This window comes from Nonomuraea sp. NPDC050227, assembly GCF_044459705.1.
Taxonomy (GTDB): Bacteria; Actinomycetota; Actinomycetes; order Streptosporangiales; family Streptosporangiaceae; genus Nonomuraea.
Genome location: NZ_JBITJF010000014.1, coordinates 49040 through 69607, shown reverse-complemented (window position 1 = coordinate 69607; position 20568 = coordinate 49040). Strand labels below are relative to the sequence as shown.

Annotated in this window: 19 protein-coding genes; 13 read left to right on the top strand and 6 right to left on the bottom strand. The window is 69.2% G+C overall.

Annotated features, from left to right (window positions below; all coding sequences use genetic code 11):
* The first annotated feature begins 16 nt into the window (after window positions 1–16).
* The 5 genes from ACIBK9_RS41725 to ACIBK9_RS41705 all read left to right on the top strand — a co-directional run bounded on the left by ACIBK9_RS41725 (window position 17) and on the right by ACIBK9_RS41705 (window position 6403).
* On the top strand, window positions 17–661 hold the full coding sequence (locus tag ACIBK9_RS41725) for a B3/4 domain-containing protein (RefSeq protein WP_397164425.1): 645 nt from the start codon (window positions 17–19) through the stop codon (window positions 659–661).
* 204 nt (window positions 662–865) lie between these two features.
* A complete protein-coding gene (locus tag ACIBK9_RS41720) occupies window positions 866–4504 on the top strand; it encodes a multifunctional oxoglutarate decarboxylase/oxoglutarate dehydrogenase thiamine pyrophosphate-binding subunit/dihydrolipoyllysine-residue succinyltransferase subunit (RefSeq protein WP_397164424.1) in 3639 nt (1212 codons plus the stop codon).
* A gap of 91 nt (window positions 4505–4595) precedes the next feature.
* Window positions 4596–4775 (top strand): DUF6104 family protein, encoded by a 180-nt coding sequence (locus tag ACIBK9_RS41715; protein WP_352323532.1) that lies wholly within the window; start codon window positions 4596–4598, stop codon window positions 4773–4775.
* A 99-nt stretch (window positions 4776–4874) separates the two neighbouring features.
* Complete coding sequence (locus ACIBK9_RS41710; RefSeq protein ID WP_364330797.1) at window positions 4875–5678, top strand: DUF4097 family beta strand repeat-containing protein; 804 nt, start codon at window positions 4875–4877, stop codon at window positions 5676–5678.
* Window positions 5675–6403 carry a helix-turn-helix transcriptional regulator gene (locus ACIBK9_RS41705; protein ID WP_358288920.1) on the top strand — a complete coding sequence of 243 codons (729 nt, stop codon included), beginning with the start codon at window positions 5675–5677 and terminating at the stop codon, window positions 6401–6403. Before ACIBK9_RS41710 ends, ACIBK9_RS41705 begins: the two co-directional genes overlap by 4 nt.
* A gap of 51 nt (window positions 6404–6454) precedes the next feature.
* Here ACIBK9_RS41705 and ACIBK9_RS41700 read toward each other — a convergent pair whose 3' ends face one another.
* The 4 genes from ACIBK9_RS41700 to ACIBK9_RS41685 all read right to left on the bottom strand — a co-directional run bounded on the left by ACIBK9_RS41700 (window position 6455) and on the right by ACIBK9_RS41685 (window position 10865).
* Window positions 6455–7312 (bottom strand): oxygenase MpaB family protein, encoded by an 858-nt coding sequence (locus ACIBK9_RS41700; protein WP_397164421.1) that lies wholly within the window; start codon window positions 7310–7312, stop codon window positions 6455–6457.
* A 76-nt stretch (window positions 7313–7388) separates the two neighbouring features.
* Complete coding sequence (locus tag ACIBK9_RS41695) at window positions 7389–8345, bottom strand: zinc-binding dehydrogenase (protein ID WP_397164420.1); 957 nt, start codon at window positions 8343–8345, stop codon at window positions 7389–7391.
* Between the two features lie 71 nt (window positions 8346–8416).
* Window positions 8417–9295 (bottom strand): hypothetical protein, encoded by an 879-nt coding sequence (locus ACIBK9_RS41690; protein ID WP_397164419.1) that lies wholly within the window; start codon window positions 9293–9295, stop codon window positions 8417–8419.
* A gap of 130 nt (window positions 9296–9425) precedes the next feature.
* Entirely contained in the window at window positions 9426–10865 is a 1440-nt protein-coding gene (locus ACIBK9_RS41685) for an acetyl-CoA synthetase (RefSeq protein WP_397164418.1), read from the bottom strand.
* 283 nt (window positions 10866–11148) lie between these two features.
* Here ACIBK9_RS41685 and ACIBK9_RS41680 point away from each other — a divergent pair, with 283 nt between their 5' ends.
* A complete protein-coding gene (locus tag ACIBK9_RS41680) occupies window positions 11149–12279 on the top strand; it encodes a trypsin-like serine peptidase (protein WP_397164416.1) in 1131 nt (376 codons plus the stop codon).
* Window positions 12280–12374: 95 nt separating this feature from the next.
* On the opposite strand, the gene ACIBK9_RS41675 is transcribed toward ACIBK9_RS41680, so the two are convergent.
* The gene (locus ACIBK9_RS41675) at window positions 12375–12617 is read right to left on the bottom strand and encodes an SSI family serine proteinase inhibitor (protein ID WP_352323540.1); all 243 of its coding nucleotides are present in this window, start codon (window positions 12615–12617) and stop codon (window positions 12375–12377) included.
* 346 nt (window positions 12618–12963) lie between these two features.
* Between ACIBK9_RS41675 and ACIBK9_RS41670 the strand changes: the two genes are divergently transcribed.
* The 3 genes from ACIBK9_RS41670 to ACIBK9_RS41660 all read left to right on the top strand — a co-directional run bounded on the left by ACIBK9_RS41670 (window position 12964) and on the right by ACIBK9_RS41660 (window position 16001).
* The gene (locus tag ACIBK9_RS41670) at window positions 12964–14061 is read left to right on the top strand and encodes a trypsin-like serine peptidase (protein WP_397164414.1); all 1098 of its coding nucleotides are present in this window, start codon (window positions 12964–12966) and stop codon (window positions 14059–14061) included.
* Between the two features lie 198 nt (window positions 14062–14259).
* Window positions 14260–15420 (top strand): hypothetical protein, encoded by a 1161-nt coding sequence (locus ACIBK9_RS41665; RefSeq protein WP_358288941.1) that lies wholly within the window; start codon window positions 14260–14262, stop codon window positions 15418–15420.
* Between the two features lie 386 nt (window positions 15421–15806).
* On the top strand, window positions 15807–16001 hold the full coding sequence (locus ACIBK9_RS41660; RefSeq protein ID WP_358288944.1) for a hypothetical protein: 195 nt from the start codon (window positions 15807–15809) through the stop codon (window positions 15999–16001).
* A 295-nt stretch (window positions 16002–16296) separates the two neighbouring features.
* Here ACIBK9_RS41660 and ACIBK9_RS41655 read toward each other — a convergent pair whose 3' ends face one another.
* A complete protein-coding gene (locus tag ACIBK9_RS41655) occupies window positions 16297–16557 on the bottom strand; it encodes a GntR family transcriptional regulator (protein ID WP_364330826.1) in 261 nt (86 codons plus the stop codon).
* A gap of 140 nt (window positions 16558–16697) precedes the next feature.
* Between ACIBK9_RS41655 and ACIBK9_RS41650 the strand changes: the two genes are divergently transcribed.
* The 4 genes from ACIBK9_RS41650 (at window position 16698) to ACIBK9_RS41635 (ending at window position 20138) form a co-directional block, all read left to right on the top strand.
* Entirely contained in the window at window positions 16698–16913 is a 216-nt protein-coding gene (locus tag ACIBK9_RS41650; protein WP_358288950.1) for a DUF397 domain-containing protein, read from the top strand.
* Window positions 16914–17001: 88 nt separating this feature from the next.
* Window positions 17002–17253, top strand: a complete 252-nt coding sequence (locus ACIBK9_RS41645; protein WP_397164412.1) for a hypothetical protein — start codon at window positions 17002–17004, stop codon at window positions 17251–17253.
* Between the two features lie 10 nt (window positions 17254–17263).
* Complete coding sequence (locus ACIBK9_RS41640; RefSeq protein ID WP_397164410.1) at window positions 17264–18058, top strand: inositol monophosphatase family protein; 795 nt, start codon at window positions 17264–17266, stop codon at window positions 18056–18058.
* Window positions 18059–18554: 496 nt separating this feature from the next.
* A complete protein-coding gene (locus tag ACIBK9_RS41635) occupies window positions 18555–20138 on the top strand; it encodes a trypsin-like serine peptidase (RefSeq protein ID WP_397164408.1) in 1584 nt (527 codons plus the stop codon).
* Window positions 20139–20568: the final 430 nt, after the last annotated feature.

Sequence of the window (20568 nt, the reverse complement as noted above, 5' to 3'; positions counted from 1 at the left end):
CTTCTAAACTGGGCGGATGCTCGACGACATCCGCGTGGACGACGCCGTCCTCGCCCTGCGCCCCGACTTCGCCGTACTGGTGATGCTGGCCCACGGCCTGCGGAACGGCCCCACCGACGACCGCACCCGCGCCTGGCTGGCCGAGGCGTCGGCGTGCGAGGTCCAGGCCGACAAGATCGACGCCTGGAAGGACGCCTACCGCGCCTTCGGCGCCAAGCCGCAGCGCACCAGGCCCTCGGTCGACGCCCTGACCCGGCGCATGCCGCTGCCGGAGATCAACCGGGTGGTCGACGCGTACAACACGATCAGCGTCAAGCACGCGCTGCCCATCGGCGGCGAGGACCTCGACCGCTACCAGGGCCCGGCCCGGCTGGTGCGGGCGACCGGCGACGAGCACTCCGAGGAGGCGCTCGGGCAGCCCGAGCCCGGCGAGGTGATCTGGCGCGACGACGCCGGCGTGACCTGCCGCCGGTGGAACTGGCGTCAGGTGGCGCGCACCCGGCTCACCGAGGAGACGACCAACGCGATCTTCCTCCTCGAACGGCTGGAGCCCGTGTCGATGGAGGAGCTCCAGCAGGCCGGCAAGGAGCTGGCGGAGCTGCTGGAGGAGCTGTCACCCGGGGTGCGGATCACCAGCAGAATCGTGCCCGGAGGGAAATAAACCTGCCGGCCATACGTTGATACCAAACAGTAACAATGGCGGCTCTCCCTGGATTGACTAGGCGGGCGTGACCTCTTCGGCGTGTCCTGAGAGGATCGTTCGAGGCGGCGCGTGCTCTTCGGCGCGCGCTGCCGGTCCGGGCGAGTAGCCTTGGACAGGTTCTCTAACATCAACGCCGATCTGCGGAAGAGGGCGATTTCCGCCGTGTCGTCTGAGTCGTCGCGGACAAACCCGCTGGCAAGCTTTGGTCAGAACGAGTGGCTTGTCGACGAGCTGTACCAGAAGTACCTTCAAGATCCAGAGTCTGTCGACAAGGCCTGGTGGAACTTCTTCGCTGACTACAACCCTGATTACGGACCGGGCCGGACCCCGGTCAGGGAGGCGGCGAACGGCACTGCGACCGCGCCCGCACCTCCCAAGGCGCCCCCGAAGGCGCCTCCGGCAGCCGAGAAGCCGAAGCAGCCGGCCACCCCGGTGCCCAAGGGCGCCGAGGAGGTGAAGCTGCGCGGCGCCGCCGCACGCACGGCCGCCAACATGGACCTGTCCCTGACGGTCCCGACGGCGACCAGCGTCCGGGCCATCCCGGCCAAGCTGCTCATCGACAACCGCATCGTGATCAACAATCACCTCAAGCGGGGGCGTGGCGGCAAGATCTCCTTCACCCACCTGATCGGCTTCGCGATCGTCAAGGCGCTGAAGGCGATGCCGGAGATGAACTACTCCTACACGGAGGTCGACGGCAAGCCCACGCTGGTCAAGCCCGAGCATGTCGGGTTCGGCCTGGCGATCGACGTCCAGAAGAGCAACGGTGAGCGCCAGCTCCTCGTGCCCTCGATCAAGGGCGCCGAGGAGATGGACTTCCGCCAGTTCTGGGTGGCCTACGAAGAGGTCGTCCGCAAGGCCCGCGCGGGCAAGCTGGGCGTCGACGACTTCTCCGGCACCACGATCTCGCTGACCAACCCCGGCACGATCGGCACCGTCCACTCCGTTCCGCGCCTGATGCCCGGCCAGGGCACGATCATCGGCGTCGGCGCGATGGAATACCCGGCCGAGTACCAGGGCGCCTCGCCCGACACGCTGTCGCGCCTGGCCGTCTCCAAGGTCATGACGCTGACCAGCACCTACGACCACCGGATCATCCAGGGCGCCCAGTCGGGCGACTTCCTGCGCCAGATCCACCGGCTGCTGCTCGGCGAGGACGGCTTCTACGACGAGATCTTCGAGGCGCTGCGCATCCCGTACGAGCCGGTGCGCTGGGTCCAGGACATCTCGGCCTCGCACGACGACGACGTGGCCAAGTCGGCCCGGGTCATCGAGCTGATCCACGCCTACCGCGTGCGCGGCCACCTGATGGCCGAGACCGACCCGCTGGAGTACAAGCAGCGCAAGCACCCCGACCTCGACATCCAGTCCCACGGGCTGACCCTGTGGGACCTCGAGCGCGAGTTCGCCACGGGCGGTTTCGGCGGCCGTCCGCTGATGAAGCTCCGCGAGATCCTGGGCGTGCTGCGCGACTCCTACTGCCGCACGGTCGGCATCGAGTACATGCACATCCAGAACCCCGAGGAGCGGGCCTGGATCCAGGCGCGGGTGGAGAAGCCGCACGCCTCGCCCGAGCGCGACGAGCAGCTCAACATCCTGTCCCGGCTCAACACCGCCGAGGCGTTCGAGACGTTCCTGCAGACGAAGTTCGTCGGCCAGAAGCGCTTCTCGCTGGAGGGCGGCGAGTCCCTGATCCCGCTGCTCGACTCGGTGATCAGCGACGCCGCCGACGAGGGCCTCGACGAGGTCGTCATCGGCATGGCCCACCGCGGCCGGCTCAACGTGCTGGCCAACATCGTGGGCAAGTCCTACGCGCAGATCTTCGGCGAGTTCGAGGGCAACATCGACCCGCGCACCGCCCACGGCTCCGGCGACGTCAAGTACCACCTGGGCGCGAGCGGCGAGTTCACCGCCCCGAGCGGCAAGATGATCACGGCGTCCGTGGTGGCCAACCCCTCCCACCTGGAGGCGGTCGACCCGGTGCTGGAGGGCGTCGTCCGCGCCAAGCAGGACCTCCTGGAGCGCGGCGAGGAGGGCTTCACCGTCCTTCCCGTCCTCGTCCACGGCGACGCGGCCTTCGCCGGCCAGGGCGTGGTGGCCGAGACGCTCAACCTGTCGCAGCTGCGCGGCTACCGCACCGGCGGCACCGTGCACGTGGTGGTCAACAACCAGGTGGGCTTCACCACCTCGCCGGCCTCGTCCCGCTCGTCGGTCTACGCGACCGACGTCGCGCGGATGATCCAGGCGCCGATCTTCCACGTCAACGGCGACGACCCCGAGGCCGTGGTGCGCGTGGGCCAGCTGGCCTACGAATACCGCCAGGCGTTCCGCAAGGACGTCGTCATCGACCTCATCTGCTACCGCCGCCGCGGCCACAACGAGGGCGACAACCCCGCCTTCACCCAGCCGCTGATGTACGACCTGATCGACGCCAAGCGCTCCACCCGCAAGCTCTACACCGAGGCGCTGATCGGCCGGGGCGACATCACGGTGGAGGAGGCCGAGTCGGCGCTGCGCGACTACCAGGCCAAGCTGGAGCAGGCGTTCACCGAGACGCGCGAGGCGGCCAAGAAGCCCAAGGAGGCGGCCGCCATGCGGGTGCCCCCGGCCGAGGTCGTCAAGTGGTCCCACGCCGACACGCCGACGGCGATCAGCGACGAGACGCTCAAGCGCATCGTCGACACCCAGCTCAACCTGCCCGAGGGCTTCACGCCGCACCCGCGCCTGGCGCCGGTGCTGCAGCGCCGCGGCCAGATGGTCGAGACCGACTCGATCGACTGGGCGATGGGCGAGACGCTGGCGTTCGGCTCGCTGCTGATCGACGGCCACCCGGTGCGCCTGGTCGGCCAGGACTCCCGGCGCGGCACGTTCACCCAGCGGCACGCGGTGCTGGTCGACCGGATGACCGGTGCCGACCACACGCCGCTGAAGCAGTTCAACGAGGGCACCACGAAGTTCTACGTCTACGACTCGCTGCTCAGCGAGTTCGCGGCGCTGGGCTTCGAGTACGGCTACAGCGTCGTGCGTCCCGATGCCCTGGTGGCCTGGGAGGCGCAGTTCGGCGACTTCGTCAACGGCGCCCAGACGATCATCGACGAGTTCATCTCGTCCGGTGAGCAGAAGTGGGGCCAGCGCTCCTCCGTCGTGCTGCTGCTGCCGCACGGCTACGAGGGCCAGGGCCCTGACCACTCCTCGGCCAGGATCGAACGGTTCCTGCAGGTCTGCGCGCTCGACAACATGACGGTCGCGCAGCCGTCCACGCCGGCCAACTACTTCCACCTGCTGCGCTGGCAGGTGGAGTCCAACCGGCGCAAGCCGATGGTGGTCTTCACGCCCAAGTCGCTGCTGCGGCACAAGGCGGCCACGTCGAAGGCGTCCGACTTCACCACCGGCACCTTCCAGCCGGTCATCGGCGACACCACGGTCGACCCGGCCAAGGTCACCCGGATCGTCCTGGTCTCGGGCAAGCTCTACTACGACCTGGCCGCGCAGCGCGACAAGACGGGCCGCGACGACGTCGCGATCGTCCGTCTTGAGCGGCTCTACCCGTTCCCCACCGAGGAGCTCACCGCCGAGCTGGCCCGCTACGGGCAGCAGGCCGAGCTGGTGTGGGCCCAGGACGAGCCGGTGAACATGGGCCCGTGGCCCTACCTGACGCTGAAGCTGGCCGAAGACCCGCAGGCGCTCGGCGGCCGGTCGCTGCGCCGCGTCTCGCGGACCCCGAACAGCTCGCCCGCGACGGGTTCGCACAACTCGCACGACACCGAGCTGGAGGAGATCCTCCACCAGCTCTTCGGCTGAGCAGGCCGCCAGTGAGCCCCCGGCCGTCCGGCCGGGGGCTTCTGCGTTGACCGGCAGGGTGAGGCCCCTGCCTGCACGAAGGAGAGAACCCATGTACTTCACCGATCGAGGGATCGAGGAGCTGGTCGATCGGCGGGGCGAGGAAGAGGTCAGCGTGCTCTGGCTGGGCGAGCGGCTGCGCGAGTTCGTCGATCTCAACCCCGAGTTCGAGACCCCGATCGAGCGGCTGGCCACCTGGCTGGCCCGCCTCGACGACGAGGACGACGACTGACGGGATTCCGCCGCCGAGACGCGATACATCTTGAGTTTTCGAGTAACGCGACATATCGTGTTCTCGTAGGAGACGTACTCGTCAAGGAGGCATACGTTCATGGAGAAGTGGACGCTGGACGCTCCCGAGCAGCTCACGTTCGGGCCGGTTGAGTCACTTGACGTGCGGATCGTCGCCGGCAGGCTGGCCGTCCTGGCCAGCGAGGGGCCGCCCACGCTGGAGCTGACGGAGATCGAGTCGGCCGCGCCGCTGCTGGTCAGCTACGACCCGCTGACCAAGGAGCTGGTCGTCACCTACGAGGGCCTGACCCTGGACGGGCTGCTCGGCTGGCTGCGGCGCGACAAGCGCAGGACCAACCTCACGCTCACCGTGCCCAAGGGCTGCCGGGTGAACACGGAGGTGGTCTCGGCGTCCACGGTGCTGGCCGGGTTCGAGCGGTCCACCCGGGTCAAGAGCGTGTCCTCCGAGGTCGTCCTCGACGGCGTGAGCGGCGAGGTGAGCGCCACCACGGTCTCCGGCTCGATCGAGAGCCGGGCCATGGAGGGCGACCTGGCGCTGAAGACCGTCTCGGGCGAGCTGACCCTCGCCGACGGCAGCCCGCGCCGGCTCAAGGCCAGCACGGTGTCCGGCCGCATCACCGCCGACCTGACGCTCCGGCCCACGAGTCATGTGACGCTCAACAGCGTCTCGGGTGCCATCCTGGTGCGGGTGCCGGAGAACGTCGAGTCCGACGTCAGCATGAGGTCCACCTCCGGCAGGCTGAGCTCGACGTTCGACGGACTGTCGGCGAACAACAGCCCCGGTTCCAAGGCGCTGTCCGGACGGCTGGGGGGCGGCATGGCCTCACTGTCGGCGTACACCGTCTCGGGCGAGGTCGCGCTGCTCAAGGGAGAGAAGGAATGAGCCCTGTCTTCGGTCACGGCCGGCTCCGGCTGTACCTGCTCAAGCTGCTGGAGGAGAGCCCGCGGCACGGATACGAGGTCATCCGGCTGCTCCAGGACCGCTTCCTCGGCGTCTACTCGCCCTCGCCCGGCACGATCTACCCGCGGCTGGCCCGCCTGGAGGAGGAGGGCCTGGTCACGCACGAGGTGATCGAGGGCAAGAAGGTGTTCTCCATCACCGACAAGGGCCGCGAGGAGCTCAACGCCCGGCTCGACGAGCTCGACGACCTGGAGCAGGAGATCTCCGCCTCCGTGCGCGACATCGCCCGCGAGGTCAAGGAGGACGTCCGCGACACGGTGAAGTCGCTGCGCGACGAGCTCACCCGGATGGCCAAGGACGTGCGCACCGGCGCCCGCGACGACGCCAAGGCGCGGGCCGAGGAGCTCAAACGGCTCAAGGAGCAGCAGAAGCGGCAGTGGATGGCGCACGCCAACCAGTGGCAGGTGGAGAGCGACCGGCTGGCCGGCGAGTGGCGGCGGATCTGGTCGGACATCTGGACCACGCTCGGCGGCGACACCGTGCGCCGGACCGAGCTCGACAGCGAGCTGGGCGAACTGCTGGCCGACTTCGTGGCCCAGGCCCGCACGGAGGCCGCCGACGCCGCCCTGACCACGCAGAAGCTGCACGAGCTGCACACCGTGCTCGACGAGGCGTCCGCCCGCATCCGCGACATCCTCCGCCGCTGAGCCAGCGCTGGGCCGTCGCTGAGCCAGCGCTGGGCCGTCGCTGGGCCGTCGTCAGGCCGAGCGCAATGAGCGTTGCGGGCGTCCGTGGCCGCGGGCCGCTCTGCGGGCGTGGTAGGCGACCGGCATGTAGCGCAAGCGCTCGGGCAGGCGTGCGGTCAGCATCGCCACGGCGTGCCCGAGGTGCCGCAGCCGCCGCTCGTCCCGGGCCGTCCAGCGCAGGCCGAGCTTCCTGCGCGCGGCCGGCGGCAGGGTCCCGACGGTGACGAAGTGGTTGAACTCCCCCGACCCCAGCCCCACCGGCGTCCACAGCCGGCGCAGCGGCCTCGGCAGGCCGGGCGGGGCGGGCGTGCCGCGCATGACGGCGAGCACCTCCAGCGCCGTCGGGTGCGGCTCCAGCCGTTCGGCGATCATCGTGTCGAAGTAGCGCCAGAACGCCTCCAGGTCCGCCGGCATCTCCCGCTCCGGCACCCGCAGGATCGCGCCGAGCTGCCGCGACTCGGCGTACATGCGGCGCTGTTGCTCCTCGGTGTACGGGGTGCCGAAGTAGCGGTTGAGCGTGATGAACCGCTCGAACAGCGACAGGTGCACCCAGGCCCACGCCTCGCCGTTCAGGGCGTGGTAGGCGCGGCCGTGCTCGTCCACGCCGCTGATGGAGCGGTGCAGCTCGCGCAGCCGCCGCCCCTCGGCCAGACCGCCCTCACCGCCGTAGACCCACTTCTGGACGGAGGCGAGCGTGCGGTTGAGCCGCCCCCACGGGTCGTCCTTGTACGTCGAGTGCTCCGCCACGGCCGCGCCGACCGCCGGATGCATGGTCTGGAGGACCAGCGCGCTGCCGGCCACGAGCAGGTTGCGGTATTCGCCCGCGGTGTCCCAGTGCATCGAACCCGGGCCGAACGGCTCAACGTTCATGGTGAACGCCTCCAGGGTGATACGACGTCATTCTTCCTGTATCACCCAGAAGGCGGACAAGTAACCCTTCACTTATTCAGCTGGTAAAGACGATTTTCCCGAAGATCTCCCCTTGGGCCATGGCCGCGAAGCCGTCCCGGGCCTCGGTCATCGGCAGCGTCCGGTCGATCACCGGCCGCACGCCCGTCTGCTCCAGGAACACCGCCAGCCGCTGAAGCTGGTCGCGAGTGCCCATGGTGGTGCCGACCACGGACAGCTGCAGGAAGAAGACGCGGTTGAGGTCGGCGGACGGGACCGCGCCGCTGGTGGCCCCGGAGACCACGATGCGACCGCCCGGCCTGAGCGACTTGAGCGAATGGTCCCAGGTGGCCTGGCCGACCGTCTCCATGACCGCGTCCACCCGCTCGGGCAGCCGCGCGCCCGTCTCGAAGACCTGGTCGGCGCCCAGCTCGCGGGCCCGCTCGCGCTTGTCCTCCGACCGGCTGGTCGCCCAGACCCGGAAGCCGCCCGCGCGGCCGAGCGCGATCAGCGCGGTCGCGACGCCGCCGCCGGCGCCCTGCACCAGCACGGTCGAGCCCGGTTCGAGCCCGGCCTTGTCGAACAGCATGCGGTACGCGGTCAGCCACGCCGTGGGCAGGCAGGCGGCCTCCTCGAAGCTGAGCGCGGCCGGCTTGGGCACGAGGTTGCGCCGCGGCACGGCCACCCGCTCGGCGAACGTCCCGTCGTGCACCTCCGACAGCAGGGAGCGCCTGGGGTCGAGCGTCTCGTCCGCGCCCGTGCCGATGACGGCGTGCACGATGACGTCGTTGCCGTCCTCGTCCACGCCGGAGGCGTCGCAGCCGAGCACGATCGGCAGGCGGTCCTGCCTGATGCCCACGCCCTTGAGCGTCCACAGGTCGTGGTGGTTGAGGGCGGCGGCGCGTACCGAGACGGTCGTCCAGCCGTCGGGCGCCTTCGGGTCGGGGTGCTCACCGAGCGTCAGCCCGGCGAGCGGATTGTCGGGATCGGTCTGTGTGGCGGTTACGGCGAACATGGCCGCACCCTACTAACCGGCCCGCCGCCACCCACGACACCGCCCCGCCCGAGCGAGCCACCGGCCGGGACTCAGTGCCTGACCGTCACCCGGATTCCGGCGAGGGCGCGGCGCCGGAACTCCTCGGGGCCGGCGACGGCGACCTCCACGTCCCCCCGGCACGTCCACTCCCCCGGACGCCCGCGTCCGTCGATCACCTTCGGCAGCCGGGCCTTCCTGACGCAGTCGGGCGTGGGCGCCAGCACGACCATCTCCCGCACTCCCCCGCCGAACCAGAGCTGCGGCCCGGCCGGCCCCTCCTGGGTCACGGCCCCCGGACGGGCCAGCCGCACCGATCCCTCGCCCGACAGCACCAGGTAGCCGTCCCGGGTCACCTTGCCGTGCAGATCCCGCGCCAGGGCCGCGCGCTGGTCGAAGGTCAGCCCCTCACCCCGGTCCTGCATCGCCAGCCGCCAGCGTCCGAACGCGAAGAGCAGCACCTGCCCGCTGCCCCCGCCCGGCTGGCGCGGCCACAGGGTGACGCCGGGGCCGTAGCTCCTGATCGGCCGGCCGCCGCCGGTCACCTCGGCGACCCCGTTGTACGGCACGCTGAACTGCCGGAACCGCCCGTCGATCCACGCGCCCTGGAACGGCCGCACCCCCAGCTCGTTGAGGTCGAGGTCGGCCGGGTAGCGCACCTCGGCCTTCAGCCCGTCGGGGAAGACGACGTCGATGATCTCGTCGTGGCCCCTGGTCCTGGCCGGGATCCGCAGGGCGTTGGGACCGTTCTCGATCGTGGTGAGCGAGCGGATGGGCGCGGTGGCGGACGGCGGGGGCGGCTCCTGCCGCGGGTCGCGGCTGAGCAGCAGGCTGACGGCCGGGATCACCAGCAGAGCCAGCACCACCGCGAGCCCGATCCACCGGCGGCGGCCTCGCCCCCCTGCCTCGATGACGTCGAACTGGTCGGACACGACGTGCCTCGCCGGGTTAGTGCGGGTTGCGCCCTTCACCCCCAGTTCAGTTGAGCGACATCCGCCCGCGCAAGCCCTCGAACCCGGCGAAGTCGCCGTAGCAGGTCACAACTTCACAACCTCGGCGGGATCACCAGGTGGCCACGTTGGGTCCGTCGCCCGCGACCAGGCTGACCCGCTGCCCCACGAGCTCTCGGGACATGGCGTCGGCCAGCAGCTCCGGCTCCAGCACGTGCGCGTGCGCCCGCCCGCCGGCCGGCAGGTCGACGACGAGGATGCCCTTGTCCGGCTCGCCGTCCGGGCCGTGCGCGACCGTGTAGCCGGCCACGGTGGCGGCCCCGGCGTACGAGCCCACGACGGGCACCCCGGCCGCCGTGAACACCGGGACGGCGTCCCCGGGCGGCCCGCCGGGCTCGCTGGACCACACCGCGTACGTGTGCTTCGTCAGGTGCATCCCCACGCCGGTCACCAGCCCGTGGCCCGACTGCGTGCGCAGCAGCCCGGCCATCGTGGCCGTCGAGTGCAGCACGTAGTCGCTGGCCGGGCCGCCGGCGTACGGCAGGCCGCCGGTGACCGTCAGGCCGCGCCGGTCGTACGGGTCGAGCCCGATCGCGTCGCACGCCTGCCGCAACGCGACGGCGAAGCAGCTGTACAGGTCGAGCGCGTCCATGTCGGCGAGGCCGAGCCCGGCGCGCCGGAAGGCGGCCTCGGCGGCGGCCCCGATCGCCTGCGACGAGCCGAGCGCGGGCCGCGCCGCCACCTCCCAGGTGTCCTCGGCGTACGCCCAGCCGCGCAGGTAGACCCGCCGCTCGTCCGGCACCCCCAGCCGGTCGGCCAGCTCCGCGCAGGCCAGGACGACGGCCGCCGCCTGGTCGACCTCCATGACCGCCACGGTGTTCCTGGTGTACGGCCAGCCGACGAACCGGTTGCCCTTCACCAGCTCCTCGGGCGTGCGCACGGCCCGCCGCCACGCGTACGGGTTGGCCGCGGCCACCTCCGTCATCGGCGCCATCATCCGGCCCCGGTCGAGCATCTCCTCCTCGACCGTCATCCCGGCCGCCGCCCGCCGCGCGGTCTCCATGATCGCGTACGTGTGCACGGGCAGGAACAGGTCGTGCGCCAGCTCGGCGGGGTGCGGGGGCCGTTCCCAGCCGTAGGGCGGCTTGGGATCGGCGGCGTGGCTCCACGGCACGCGCTCGCCCGCCCGCCGGTAGGCCCGCCGGGTGGCCAGCGCCTCGGCCCCGGTGATCAGCGCGCAGTCCAGGTCGCCCGCCGCGATCCGGGCCGCGGCCGCGCCGATGAGGAGCTGCGGAGCCGTGCCGCTGACCTTGGAGTAGGCGGTGTGACGCGGCGTGGCGCCCAGGCGCTCGGCCAGCCGCCCGGTGGGCGAGTCGTACTGCCAGGAGTCGGTGTGGACGATCTGGATCGAGTCGAGCCGCCCGGCGGGCAGCCGGGCGTCTTCGGCCGCCTCGCGGGCGACCGATTCCCACAGATCGAGCGGTTCCGGGCCGGGCTGTTCGCGCACGGTGCGTTGTGCGATGCCGATGAGACAGGGGGTGCGTGGATCCATGCCGACATCTAACCAGAACAACATTCGGTTGATAAGTAGTGGCGTTTGATAATCAGCGTTACCGCTGGTGCCGCAGACTCTTCACTGGGTGTCTGACCTGCGAAGATGCTTTTTCTGAATACATGTGATTTCGCTATTTCCATAACAAAACGGAGGCGGAGCCGACCTTTTCGCACCGCTTTCTGGCTGACGGGTTGCGCCATTCATTAGCGTGCTCAACGTTTTCCTGGCCCACCGGGGCGCAGCACCCCGCTCTGGGCCGCCGAGAACCGAGAGGAGTTCCATGTATTCCCGAGCAAGGCGCATCGCGATCCCCCTCGCCGCGCTGGTGGCCGCCGCCCTGGCCGCCGGCACGACCACCGGCGCCACGGCGGAGGCGACCTCGGCCCCCGACGTCGTGTCCAGGAACGCGGCGACCCCCGCCGAGCAGGCCGTGCAGTTCTGGACGCCGGACCGCATCAAGCTCGCCACCGACCACGACGGCGCGCTCGACGTGTCGTCCAGGGGTGTCAGGGGCGGCAGGGGCGGCGACCAGACCCCCGACGGGCCGCCCGGATCGGTCCCGCCGATCGGCGGGGAGAAGGCGAAGGCGGGCAAGAGCCGGCAGGTCAACCTGCCCAACACGGTCGGCCGCGTGTTCTTCACGCTGCCCCGGACCGACCCGCGCAACCCGAAGAACTGGCGGTACTGCTCGGCCAGCTCCGTACAGGGCAAGTACCGCAATCTGGTGGCGACCTCCGCCCACTGTGTCTACGACACCCAGCGGAACGCCTTCTACGACAACTGGATCTTCATCCCGTCGTACTGGGACGGCGACAACGTATGGGAGGGCAAGGCGCCGTACGGCATCTACGCCGCCAAGACGTTCAACGCGCACGACGACTTCGTGGTGAAGGAGGACTACGACTTCGACTACGCGTTCGTCAACGTCTACAACGGTATCAAGGTGAGCTGGGAGAAGACCGGCAACCGGTGGCACTGGACCGTCAAGAACGCCGGCCGCCTCGGCGACAACGTCGGCGGCCAGGGCTTCACCTGGAACCGCAGCACGAAGCTGAACGTGTTCTCCTTCGGCTACCCGGCCGGCGGGCACCCCGACGGCGACAAGCCGTACACCGGCCGCACCATGAAGTGGTGCTACGGCAGGACGGCCCCGATGCCCGAGGCCAAGAAGTACGACCTGCAGGAGCAGATCGGCTTCAGGTGCTCGTTCACCGCCGGCGCCAGCGGCGGCCCGTTCATCTACGACTACCGGAACTCCACACGCACCGGCTACCTGGTGGGCGTGAACAGCGTCGCGTGGGACACCGACGGCAACGACCGCTACGACCACATCTCGTCGCCGTACTTCAACACCGACACCTACGACGTCTACAAGGCCGCCGCCAACCGCTGGACCGGCGACATGCCGTGATCCGGCCCGACAGTCGAGGCCCCGGATCCTCCTCGGCGGGATCCGGGGCCTTCCCCGGTCGTCGATCTCCCGGGCGTACGCCTCAGACCCGCGCCTCAGACGCGGAAGACCGGGCCCGTGGCGACGGCGAGGGCGCAGGCGTTGGGGAAGGTCTGTGAGTAGCGGTAGCGGTCGCCGTCCCAGACGCCCTCCGCCCGTACGTCCACCGGCTCGTAGTCGGCGGTGCAGGAGACCCCCGTACGACCGCTCAAACGGGCCGGGTTCCCGCCCACCTGTTCGAGAGCGGAACAGGCCGCGACCTGCCCCGGCGCGACCCGGCCGGGGGTGCACTCCAGCACGCCCTGCCGATCTCCGACGCTGATCCGGAAAAGCCTTTGGTCCTTGTGCGACGTCCGGACATCGGGCGGTCCGGTCGTGGCGTTCGCCACTGGAGCGGCGGCGAATGCGGCGCAGGAAAGCGCGATGATGCAGAGAATTCGGTGCATAGGCGCAGCCTCTATCAGCCCTCTGACCTGGGGCAACGACCGACACGCGTGATCATTTACGCGTATCGGGAGGGATCGGCTGATGGTGTCCTTATCGCACACGGTGCACTCTTGATCAGGTAACGAATCTCTATCCGGGCTGCAATACAGGCAGTTGATCTGGAAAAATCCACCCTTACGACCCTAAGAAAGGCATTTCATGATCTCCCGGGCCAGGCAACTGGCAGCGGCCGCCCTGGGCGGCGCGCTGCTGTTGCTGCCTGCCTTCACGGGGATCGCGAACGCCGCGCCGGCGAGCCGGGTCTTCGGCGTCACGCTGGCCAAGACCGCCGCCGACATGAGGAAGGTCGCCGACTACTGGCGTCCCGACCAGCTCAAGCAGGCCGACAGCTACAGCCCCGCCACGCCGGGCGCGCAGGCCGCCCCGACGTCCTCGGCCGGCGCCGCCTCCGGGCCCGCCTCGCCCGTGACGGCGGTGCGGCGGACGTCCGCGACGCAGGGCATCGCGCCCGTGCCGCCCAAGCAGGGGGGCGCCGGCAAGACCATGGGCAAGGTCTTCTTCAAGTTCGGCGCCAAGCAGTACTGGTGCTCGGCCAGCGCGGTCGCCGCCCGCAACCGCAGCGTCGTGGCCACGGCCGGCCACTGCGCGTACGACTCCCGCCAGGCCAAGGCCGCCGAATACTGGATCTTCGTCCCCAACCCCGGGCCCAACGGCGAGACGCCCGACGGGATCTACGTGGGGGCCGCGCTCAGCATGCACGAGGACTGGTCCGGCAAGGGCGACTACGACTTCGACTACGCGTTCGTGACCGTGCACCGCGGGTTCGTCTGGGAGCAGGCCAAGGACGGCACGTACACGATGAAGGACGTCGGCCGCCTCCAGGACAACGTGGGCGGCCAGGGGCTGGAGATCAACAGGAAGCCGGCGGCCGCCACCATGACGGCGTTCGGCTTCCCGGCCGGCGTGCAGCCCGACGGCAGCCGTCCGTTCGACGGCAAGACGCTGCGGACGTGCCAGGGCAGCGTCACGTACTGGACCGTGGCTCCCGCGCTCGACCTGCAGAAGGGCGTCCGGCTCCAGCCGTGCGCCTTCAGCCCCGGCGCCAGCGGCGGCCCCTGGCTGGTCGAGTACGACGCGGCCCGCGGACTCGGCAACCTGAACGGCGTCAACAGCCTGACCTGGAACAGGGATGCCAAGGGCGCCTACGACGCGGTGTCGTCGCCGTACTTCGACACGACCACCGCGGAGGTCTACCGACGCGCCGCCGCACTCACCACGCCGGGAAATGTGACGTAAGTCACATGCAACCGGGTGATCACGGGACGTGATCAGCCGATCCTTTGATCTCGGTACGGTAACGGCGCTGGCTGGGAGCGCTGACTTGATCTACCGAAAATTTCCATTCGCCCTGTCAGCGTTATAGGTTCCGGGTCGTCCGTTTGCTGAATTTCGGGGTGCAAGAGGCGCCTCCTGTCAGCGCAACCTGGAGTTACCTTGAAGCGAATCCTCCTCCCCGTCGGCGGCGCGGTCGTGGCGACCGGCCTTCTGGCCGCCGGGCTCTCCGCCACCGCACAGGCCGACGGCGGTGTCTCCAACGACCCGATGGCCGGCAGCAACTCCCAGGCCGCCTCGATCGCCTCCTTCTGGATCGCCTCCAACGGCGCCGCCCTCCGCCAGGCCACGCAGTACACCTGGGACTCCAAGGAAGTGCGGAAGGTCGTCTCCAAGGGCGGCTACGACCCCGACGGCCGTCCCGGCATGACCGCGCCGACCGGCGCTCAGAAGGGCGGCGCGTCCCAGAACGTGAACCTGCCCAAGAGCATCGGCAAGGTCTTCTTCGTCGACGGCTCCGGCAAGTTCCGCTGGTGCTCGGCCACCTCCATCCAGTCGGGCAACCGCAACCTGGTCGCCACCGCCGGCCACTGCGTGTACGACACGGACAGCAACAGCGACACGCTGTCCAACTGGGTCTTCGTCCCGGGCTACTACCAGGGCAAGGCCCCCTGGGGCATCTACGTGGGCAAGCAGGCCTTCACCCACTACGACTTCGACAACTACGAGGACTACGACCGCGACTACGCGTTCGTCACCGTCTACAACGGCATCCAGTTCGACGGCGTGAAGCAGGTGGACCGCAAGGACTTCGAGCGCTTCAGCGGCCCGAAGCGCGCCTGGGGCGGCCACTACTACATCCTGCTGTCCAAGGACGCCGGCCGGCTCGGCGACGCCGTGGGCGGCCAGGGCTTCGCCTGGAACCAGCCGACGGGCAAGTTCGTCCGCACCTTCGGCTACCCGGCGGCCCCGCACCCCGACGGCAACAAGCCGTACAGCGGTGTCACGCCGAAGCACTGCTACGGCAAGACGACGGCCAAGACCGTGGGCGCGTCCTGGCTCAAGATCGAGGAGCACGTCGGCCTGAAGTGTGCCGTCACCCCCGGCTACGACGGCGGGCCGTGGCTGCTGAACTACAGCAACGCCAAGCGCCTCGGCTACGTGAACGGTGTCACCAGCACCTTCGCCGACCAGGACGGCAACGACCGCATCGACTACATCACCTCGCCCTACTTCGACGGCGAGACGGCGGCCGTGTACAAGGCGGCCACCAACTTCCCGTCGGGGAAGATCGTGGGGCCTAACGGGGAGCTCTACAAGTAAGCCCTCACCAGGGGAAAGAGGGCCCCGGCGTTGCTCCTTGCCGCCGGGGCCCTCACCTGTCCGCCCCCCGAATCGGCTTCCCAGGGAAGGCGCTCCGCGCCCACAAGGGCTCAGCCCCTTCCCGATCAGGCGCCTACCGGCGCACCCCACGCGCCTTCGGCGCCATGAAACTCCCGCGGTCACCGCTCACCCCACCGCGGACGGAATGCCCCACCCGCGTTCCTGACACTCCCACTGGAAGCTCGCTGGGCATCCGTCGCCGGCAGGGCTTCTTGGGAGCCCATGCCCGATGAACCCGCCCCGGCCACAACCGTCCTTGTGCTGCCTGTCGAATCTGCAGCGTTTCGGGGCGTGATTCGCCAGCCCTTGTGGCGCAAGATGTCGGTATGACCGAGGATCAGGACGAGCCCGCGACCGCTCCCGCCACGACGGCCCCGGAGGTCACGATCACCCTCGACCCCCACGTCAAGGCGTACGTCGACCGAGCGGTCGAGGACGGTGAGTTCGCATCCGTGTCCGCGGCCTTCAACGAGGCGATGCTGGAACGCATGCGCCGCCGCCCCCGCGTCCGCAGCTGGTGACCAGGCAAGGTAGAACGAGCGGGCCGCACGCACGGCCGGCCCGCTGACTACCGGACGGCGACGCGATCGCCCGCCGGGGCCGTCACCGGCAAACGAGCGGCCAGATAGCCCGCCAGCGTCCCCGTGTCGTCCGGCCCGCCGGTGTACGTGAGCACCCCCTCCGCTTTGACGTCGCCCGTAGCAGCGCGCGGTGGACGATCAGACGCTTGACGGGCACGACGAGTGTCTTCCCCTCCCGGCGCCACCGAGGCGGCGGTCTGCGTCCCCGGAGCGAGCACCCCAGCGCCAAGCCCCCCTACGCGGACCCGCGCGACACGAACGTCCCCCGTCCATGGACGACGACCAGCAGGCCGCGCTCCGCCAGATCCTTGACCGCGCGCCGGACCGTCACCCGGGAGACGCCGTACTGGCTCGCCAGCTCCAGCTCGGCGGGCAGCTTGGCGCCGGGGGCCAGCAGGCCGGAGGCGATGTCGGCCTCGACGTCCTCGGCCAGTTGCCGCCACACCAGGTTCGGCCCGACATGGTCGATGCGGTCGCTTTTGTCCACCAAGGCCATAGAAAAACGCTAAGGGATGCAGAACCTACGAGGACAAATGACTACCTCATTTGAGGTATGGAGAGGTCCTATCATGTCTAGTGCTTGTATCTTCCAAGCGATCCCCCCGCGGGCCGCTGACGAGACGAAAGGAAGCACTCATGACAGACCTGTACCGCGGCAACCTCGATGACGTGCCCTTCACCCAACTTCGCGGCGGCGGCCCACCGGGCGACCACGTGGAGACCTGCGTCCTGATCGCGCAGATCCCCGGCATCGACGACGCCTACGCACTCCGCGACTCCAAGAACCCCGACGCCGGAACGCTCCGCTTCACCGGCACCGAGCTGCGCGCCGCGGGAATCGCCACCATCTAGCAGAGACCGAGACAGCCGCCCCTGCCCGAAATCAAGGCCCAAGGACCGAAACGAGCAGGGGCGGCCCCGCCGACCACAGGGGAGCACCATGCACTGGCACGCCTACCTGTGGACCGGCAACGGCGCCGAGCGCGGGAGAGAGGCCGAACGCCGCCCCGGCTCCCCCGACTTCCCCACCTCGCCGCTTCCCCCGATGCGTACGGGCGACTGGCTGGCCAAGCAGGCGGCGCGCGTCGCGGCCACGTTCGAGGTCCCCGAACCGGCACGTCTCCCATCCATGCCCGATCAACCGCCCCCACGGACGAAGGCCCCCTTCAGCCCCATAGCACCCGATGTCTAGCATGGGCCCCATGCTGATCGACGCGGTGACCGAGATCCTTCGCGAGACCGCCGAGATCGCGATCCTTCCCCGGTTCCGCGCCCTCGCCGCCGGTGACGTCTCGGAGAAGACACCGGGCGAAGTGGTCACCGTGGCCGACCGCGAGGCCGAGGAGCTGATCAGCCGCCGCCTCCGCGACCTCCTGGACGCCCCCGTGGTCGGCGAGGAGGCGGCCTCCGCCGACCCCGCGCTCCTGTCCGCCCTGCACGACGCCCCCACCGCCTGGCTGGTCGACCCCCTGGACGGCACGGCCAACTTCGTCGCGGGCCGCCCCGAGTACGCGGTGATGGCAGCCCTGGTCCGGTCGGGCGAGACGGTCGCGTCCTGGATCGTGCGGCCGGCCGAGGACGACGTCTACGTCGCCGAGCTCGGCTCCGGAGCCTGGCGGAACGGCATCCCCGTCCACCGCGCCGCGCCTCCCGCCGACCCCGCCCGGCTGCGCGGCGCCGTCCTCACCCGCTTCCTGGACGATGACGCCAAGGCCCACGTGGCGGCGGCCGAACCCCGCTTCGCCGCCCTCACCCCGGGGACGAAGTGCGCCGGCGTGGACTATCCCCGCCTCCTGAACGGCGACCAGGACTTCCTGCTGTTCCACCGGACGCTTCCCTGGGACCACGCGCCGGGCGTCCTGCTGCTGACGGAGGCCGGCGGCGCCGCCCGCCACCTCGACGCCACCCCGTACAGCCCGTCCGTCCCCAAACTGGGCCTGCTCAACGCAGCCGACGCAGCCTCCTGGCGGACGGTCCGCACCATCCTTCTCCCCTGACGCTTCAGGGTCGCGGCTGCCGCCGCCCCTCGCTTCGCCATGCCCAAAAGCGACAAACACCCCAAAGAGCCGCATAGCACGCAGGGCATGTTGGGTCCGAACCCCCTACGAAAACGGGCAGATTGTCGAAACCTGAGGGTTCCTGAGTCGAACCTGAAGATCACCTGTGAGCGGCGGGCCGATTTAGACGGATGGGGCCCCAATCTGGTTCCTGTGATCTGGATCACATTCATCCGGTCACACAGCGCAACGAGCCGCTAACGGAACTTTCGTCCCGACCGCCGAATCCCCTACAGGTCCAGCGAAAACATCACCTTCCGGTAACGTCACGCCGAAGCCTCTGACAGATAACAGCACGATAACGGCGAAAAGGCCCCTTACCGATCCCCTCAGAACGGCTTTCACCTGCGGAGATCACTGGCTATGTTCCTTGCTATCCCTTTACTGACGCATGGGACGCATGTTGCGACCCACGACAGACCAAGGAGCAGTTCCCTTGAAGCGCATCCTCATCCCCGCCGGTGGCGCCATCCTGGCTACCGGCCTCCTGGCCGCCGGCCTCGCCGGTACGGCCTCGGCCGACAGCGACATCTCCACCGACGCGATGGCGGCGAGCGCGGCCAACGCGAAGGCGATCGCCGGTTTCTGGGCCGAGAACAACGGTGCCGCCCTCCGGGCCGCCACCGAGTCCAACGTCTGGGACAAGGCGGACGTCGCCAAGCTGCAGAGCAAGGGCGGCTACAGCGCCGACACCAAGCCGGGCACCACTGCCCCGATTGGTGAGGAGAAGAAGACCACCGCCAAGACGCAGAACGTCAACATGCCGAAGACCATCGGCAAGGTGTTCTTCGTCAACGGCAAGGGCGAGAAGAAGTGGTGCTCCGCCACCTCGCTCCAGTCGAAGTACCGCAACCTGGTCGCCACGGCCGGTCACTGCGTCTACGACACCGGCGCCAACGCCGACGTCATGTCCAAGTGGGTCTTCGTCCCCGGTTACTACCAGGGCAAGGCTCCGTGGGGCATCTACGTGGGCAAGCAGGCCTTCACCCACTACGACTTCGACGTGTACGAGGACTACGACCGCGACTACGCGTTCGTGACCGTGTACAACGGCGTCTCCCTCTCGACCAGCGCGGTCCAGGAGAAGCAGGTCCTCAAGTCGGAGTTCGACAAGTACGAGGGCAAGAAGGACGTCAAGTCCACCGAGCTCAAGGACATCCCCGGCGGCAAGACCGCCGAGCAGCAGTACAAGGAGGGCCTGGACAAGTACGGCCCCAACGGTGGCTTCCGCGCCGAGACCACCACGACCGAGGAGGCCTCCGGCGGTAACTTCACCGACGCGATCCCCACGGTCGACAAGGTCGAGGTGACCGAGGGCCAGTACAACGCCGCCCCCGCCGCCAACGAGAACCCCCGCCTGTGGAAGAACGGCGACAAGGGTGCCATCAAGAACACCCCGCTCACCGAGGCTCAGTACAAGCAGAAGCTTGACGAGAAGGCTGCGGGCAAGGTTCTCGGCAAGGTCTACAAGGACAGCCAGGGCGACTACTGGCTGACCCAGTACTACGTCGTCCAGTGGTACAAGGTCACCAAGACGACCCGGTACTACCACGACTCGTTCTTCATCTACACCGGTGGAGACGTCGCGGCCAAGGACGCCGGTCGCCTCGGCGACAACGTCGGCGGCCAGGGCTTCGCCTGGAACCAGCCCACGGGCAAGTACGTCCGCGTGTTCGGCTACCCGGCCGCCCCGCACCCCGACGGCCACAAGAACTACACCGGCATCACGCCGAAGTGGTGCTACGGCAAGACCACCAAGAAGCTGGTCGGTTCGGCCGCCAAGAAGATCGAGGAGCACGTGGCGCTCAAGTGCGCCATGACCGAGGGCGCCGACGGTGGTCCTTGGCTCCTCAACTACAGCAACTCCAAGCGCCTCGGTTACGTGAACGGTGTCACCAGCACCTTCAACGACCAGGACGGCAACAACCGCGTGGACTACATCTCCTCGCCGTACTTCGACGGTGAGACGAACGTCGTCTACAAGGCCGCTGCCAACGTTTGGTCCGGCAAGATCGTCTGATTGACGGCTTCCGACGGGCGGTCCTGACCGCTCGTACGAACCGTCAGCAACCGAAGGGCTCGGCATCCGCCGGGCCCTTCGGCCTTTCCGGGCCGGAAAGTGAAGGCGTTTGGACGCATGCGACGCCGAAACGGTGCCATCAGGCCGATGTGATCTGCGTCACACCGCTATCGCGGACCCGATCAAGGCCGAGCGGCGACCCCGCAACCGCCACCCACCCCTCGTTCATGTTGATCAGGGCAAACGCCCTCAAGCTCGACTTCCCCTGACTCCTGCGCCACAACGCCCTAAACATCACAGAACGATAACGCCCGGCTTGTCGCATCTTTTCCTCTCAAAGCGGCTACCCGACTTCAAGATCGACACTGTATGTTCCTGGCTATCCCTTTACTGACGCATGGGACGCAAGAGGCGTTCCACGACAGCGCAA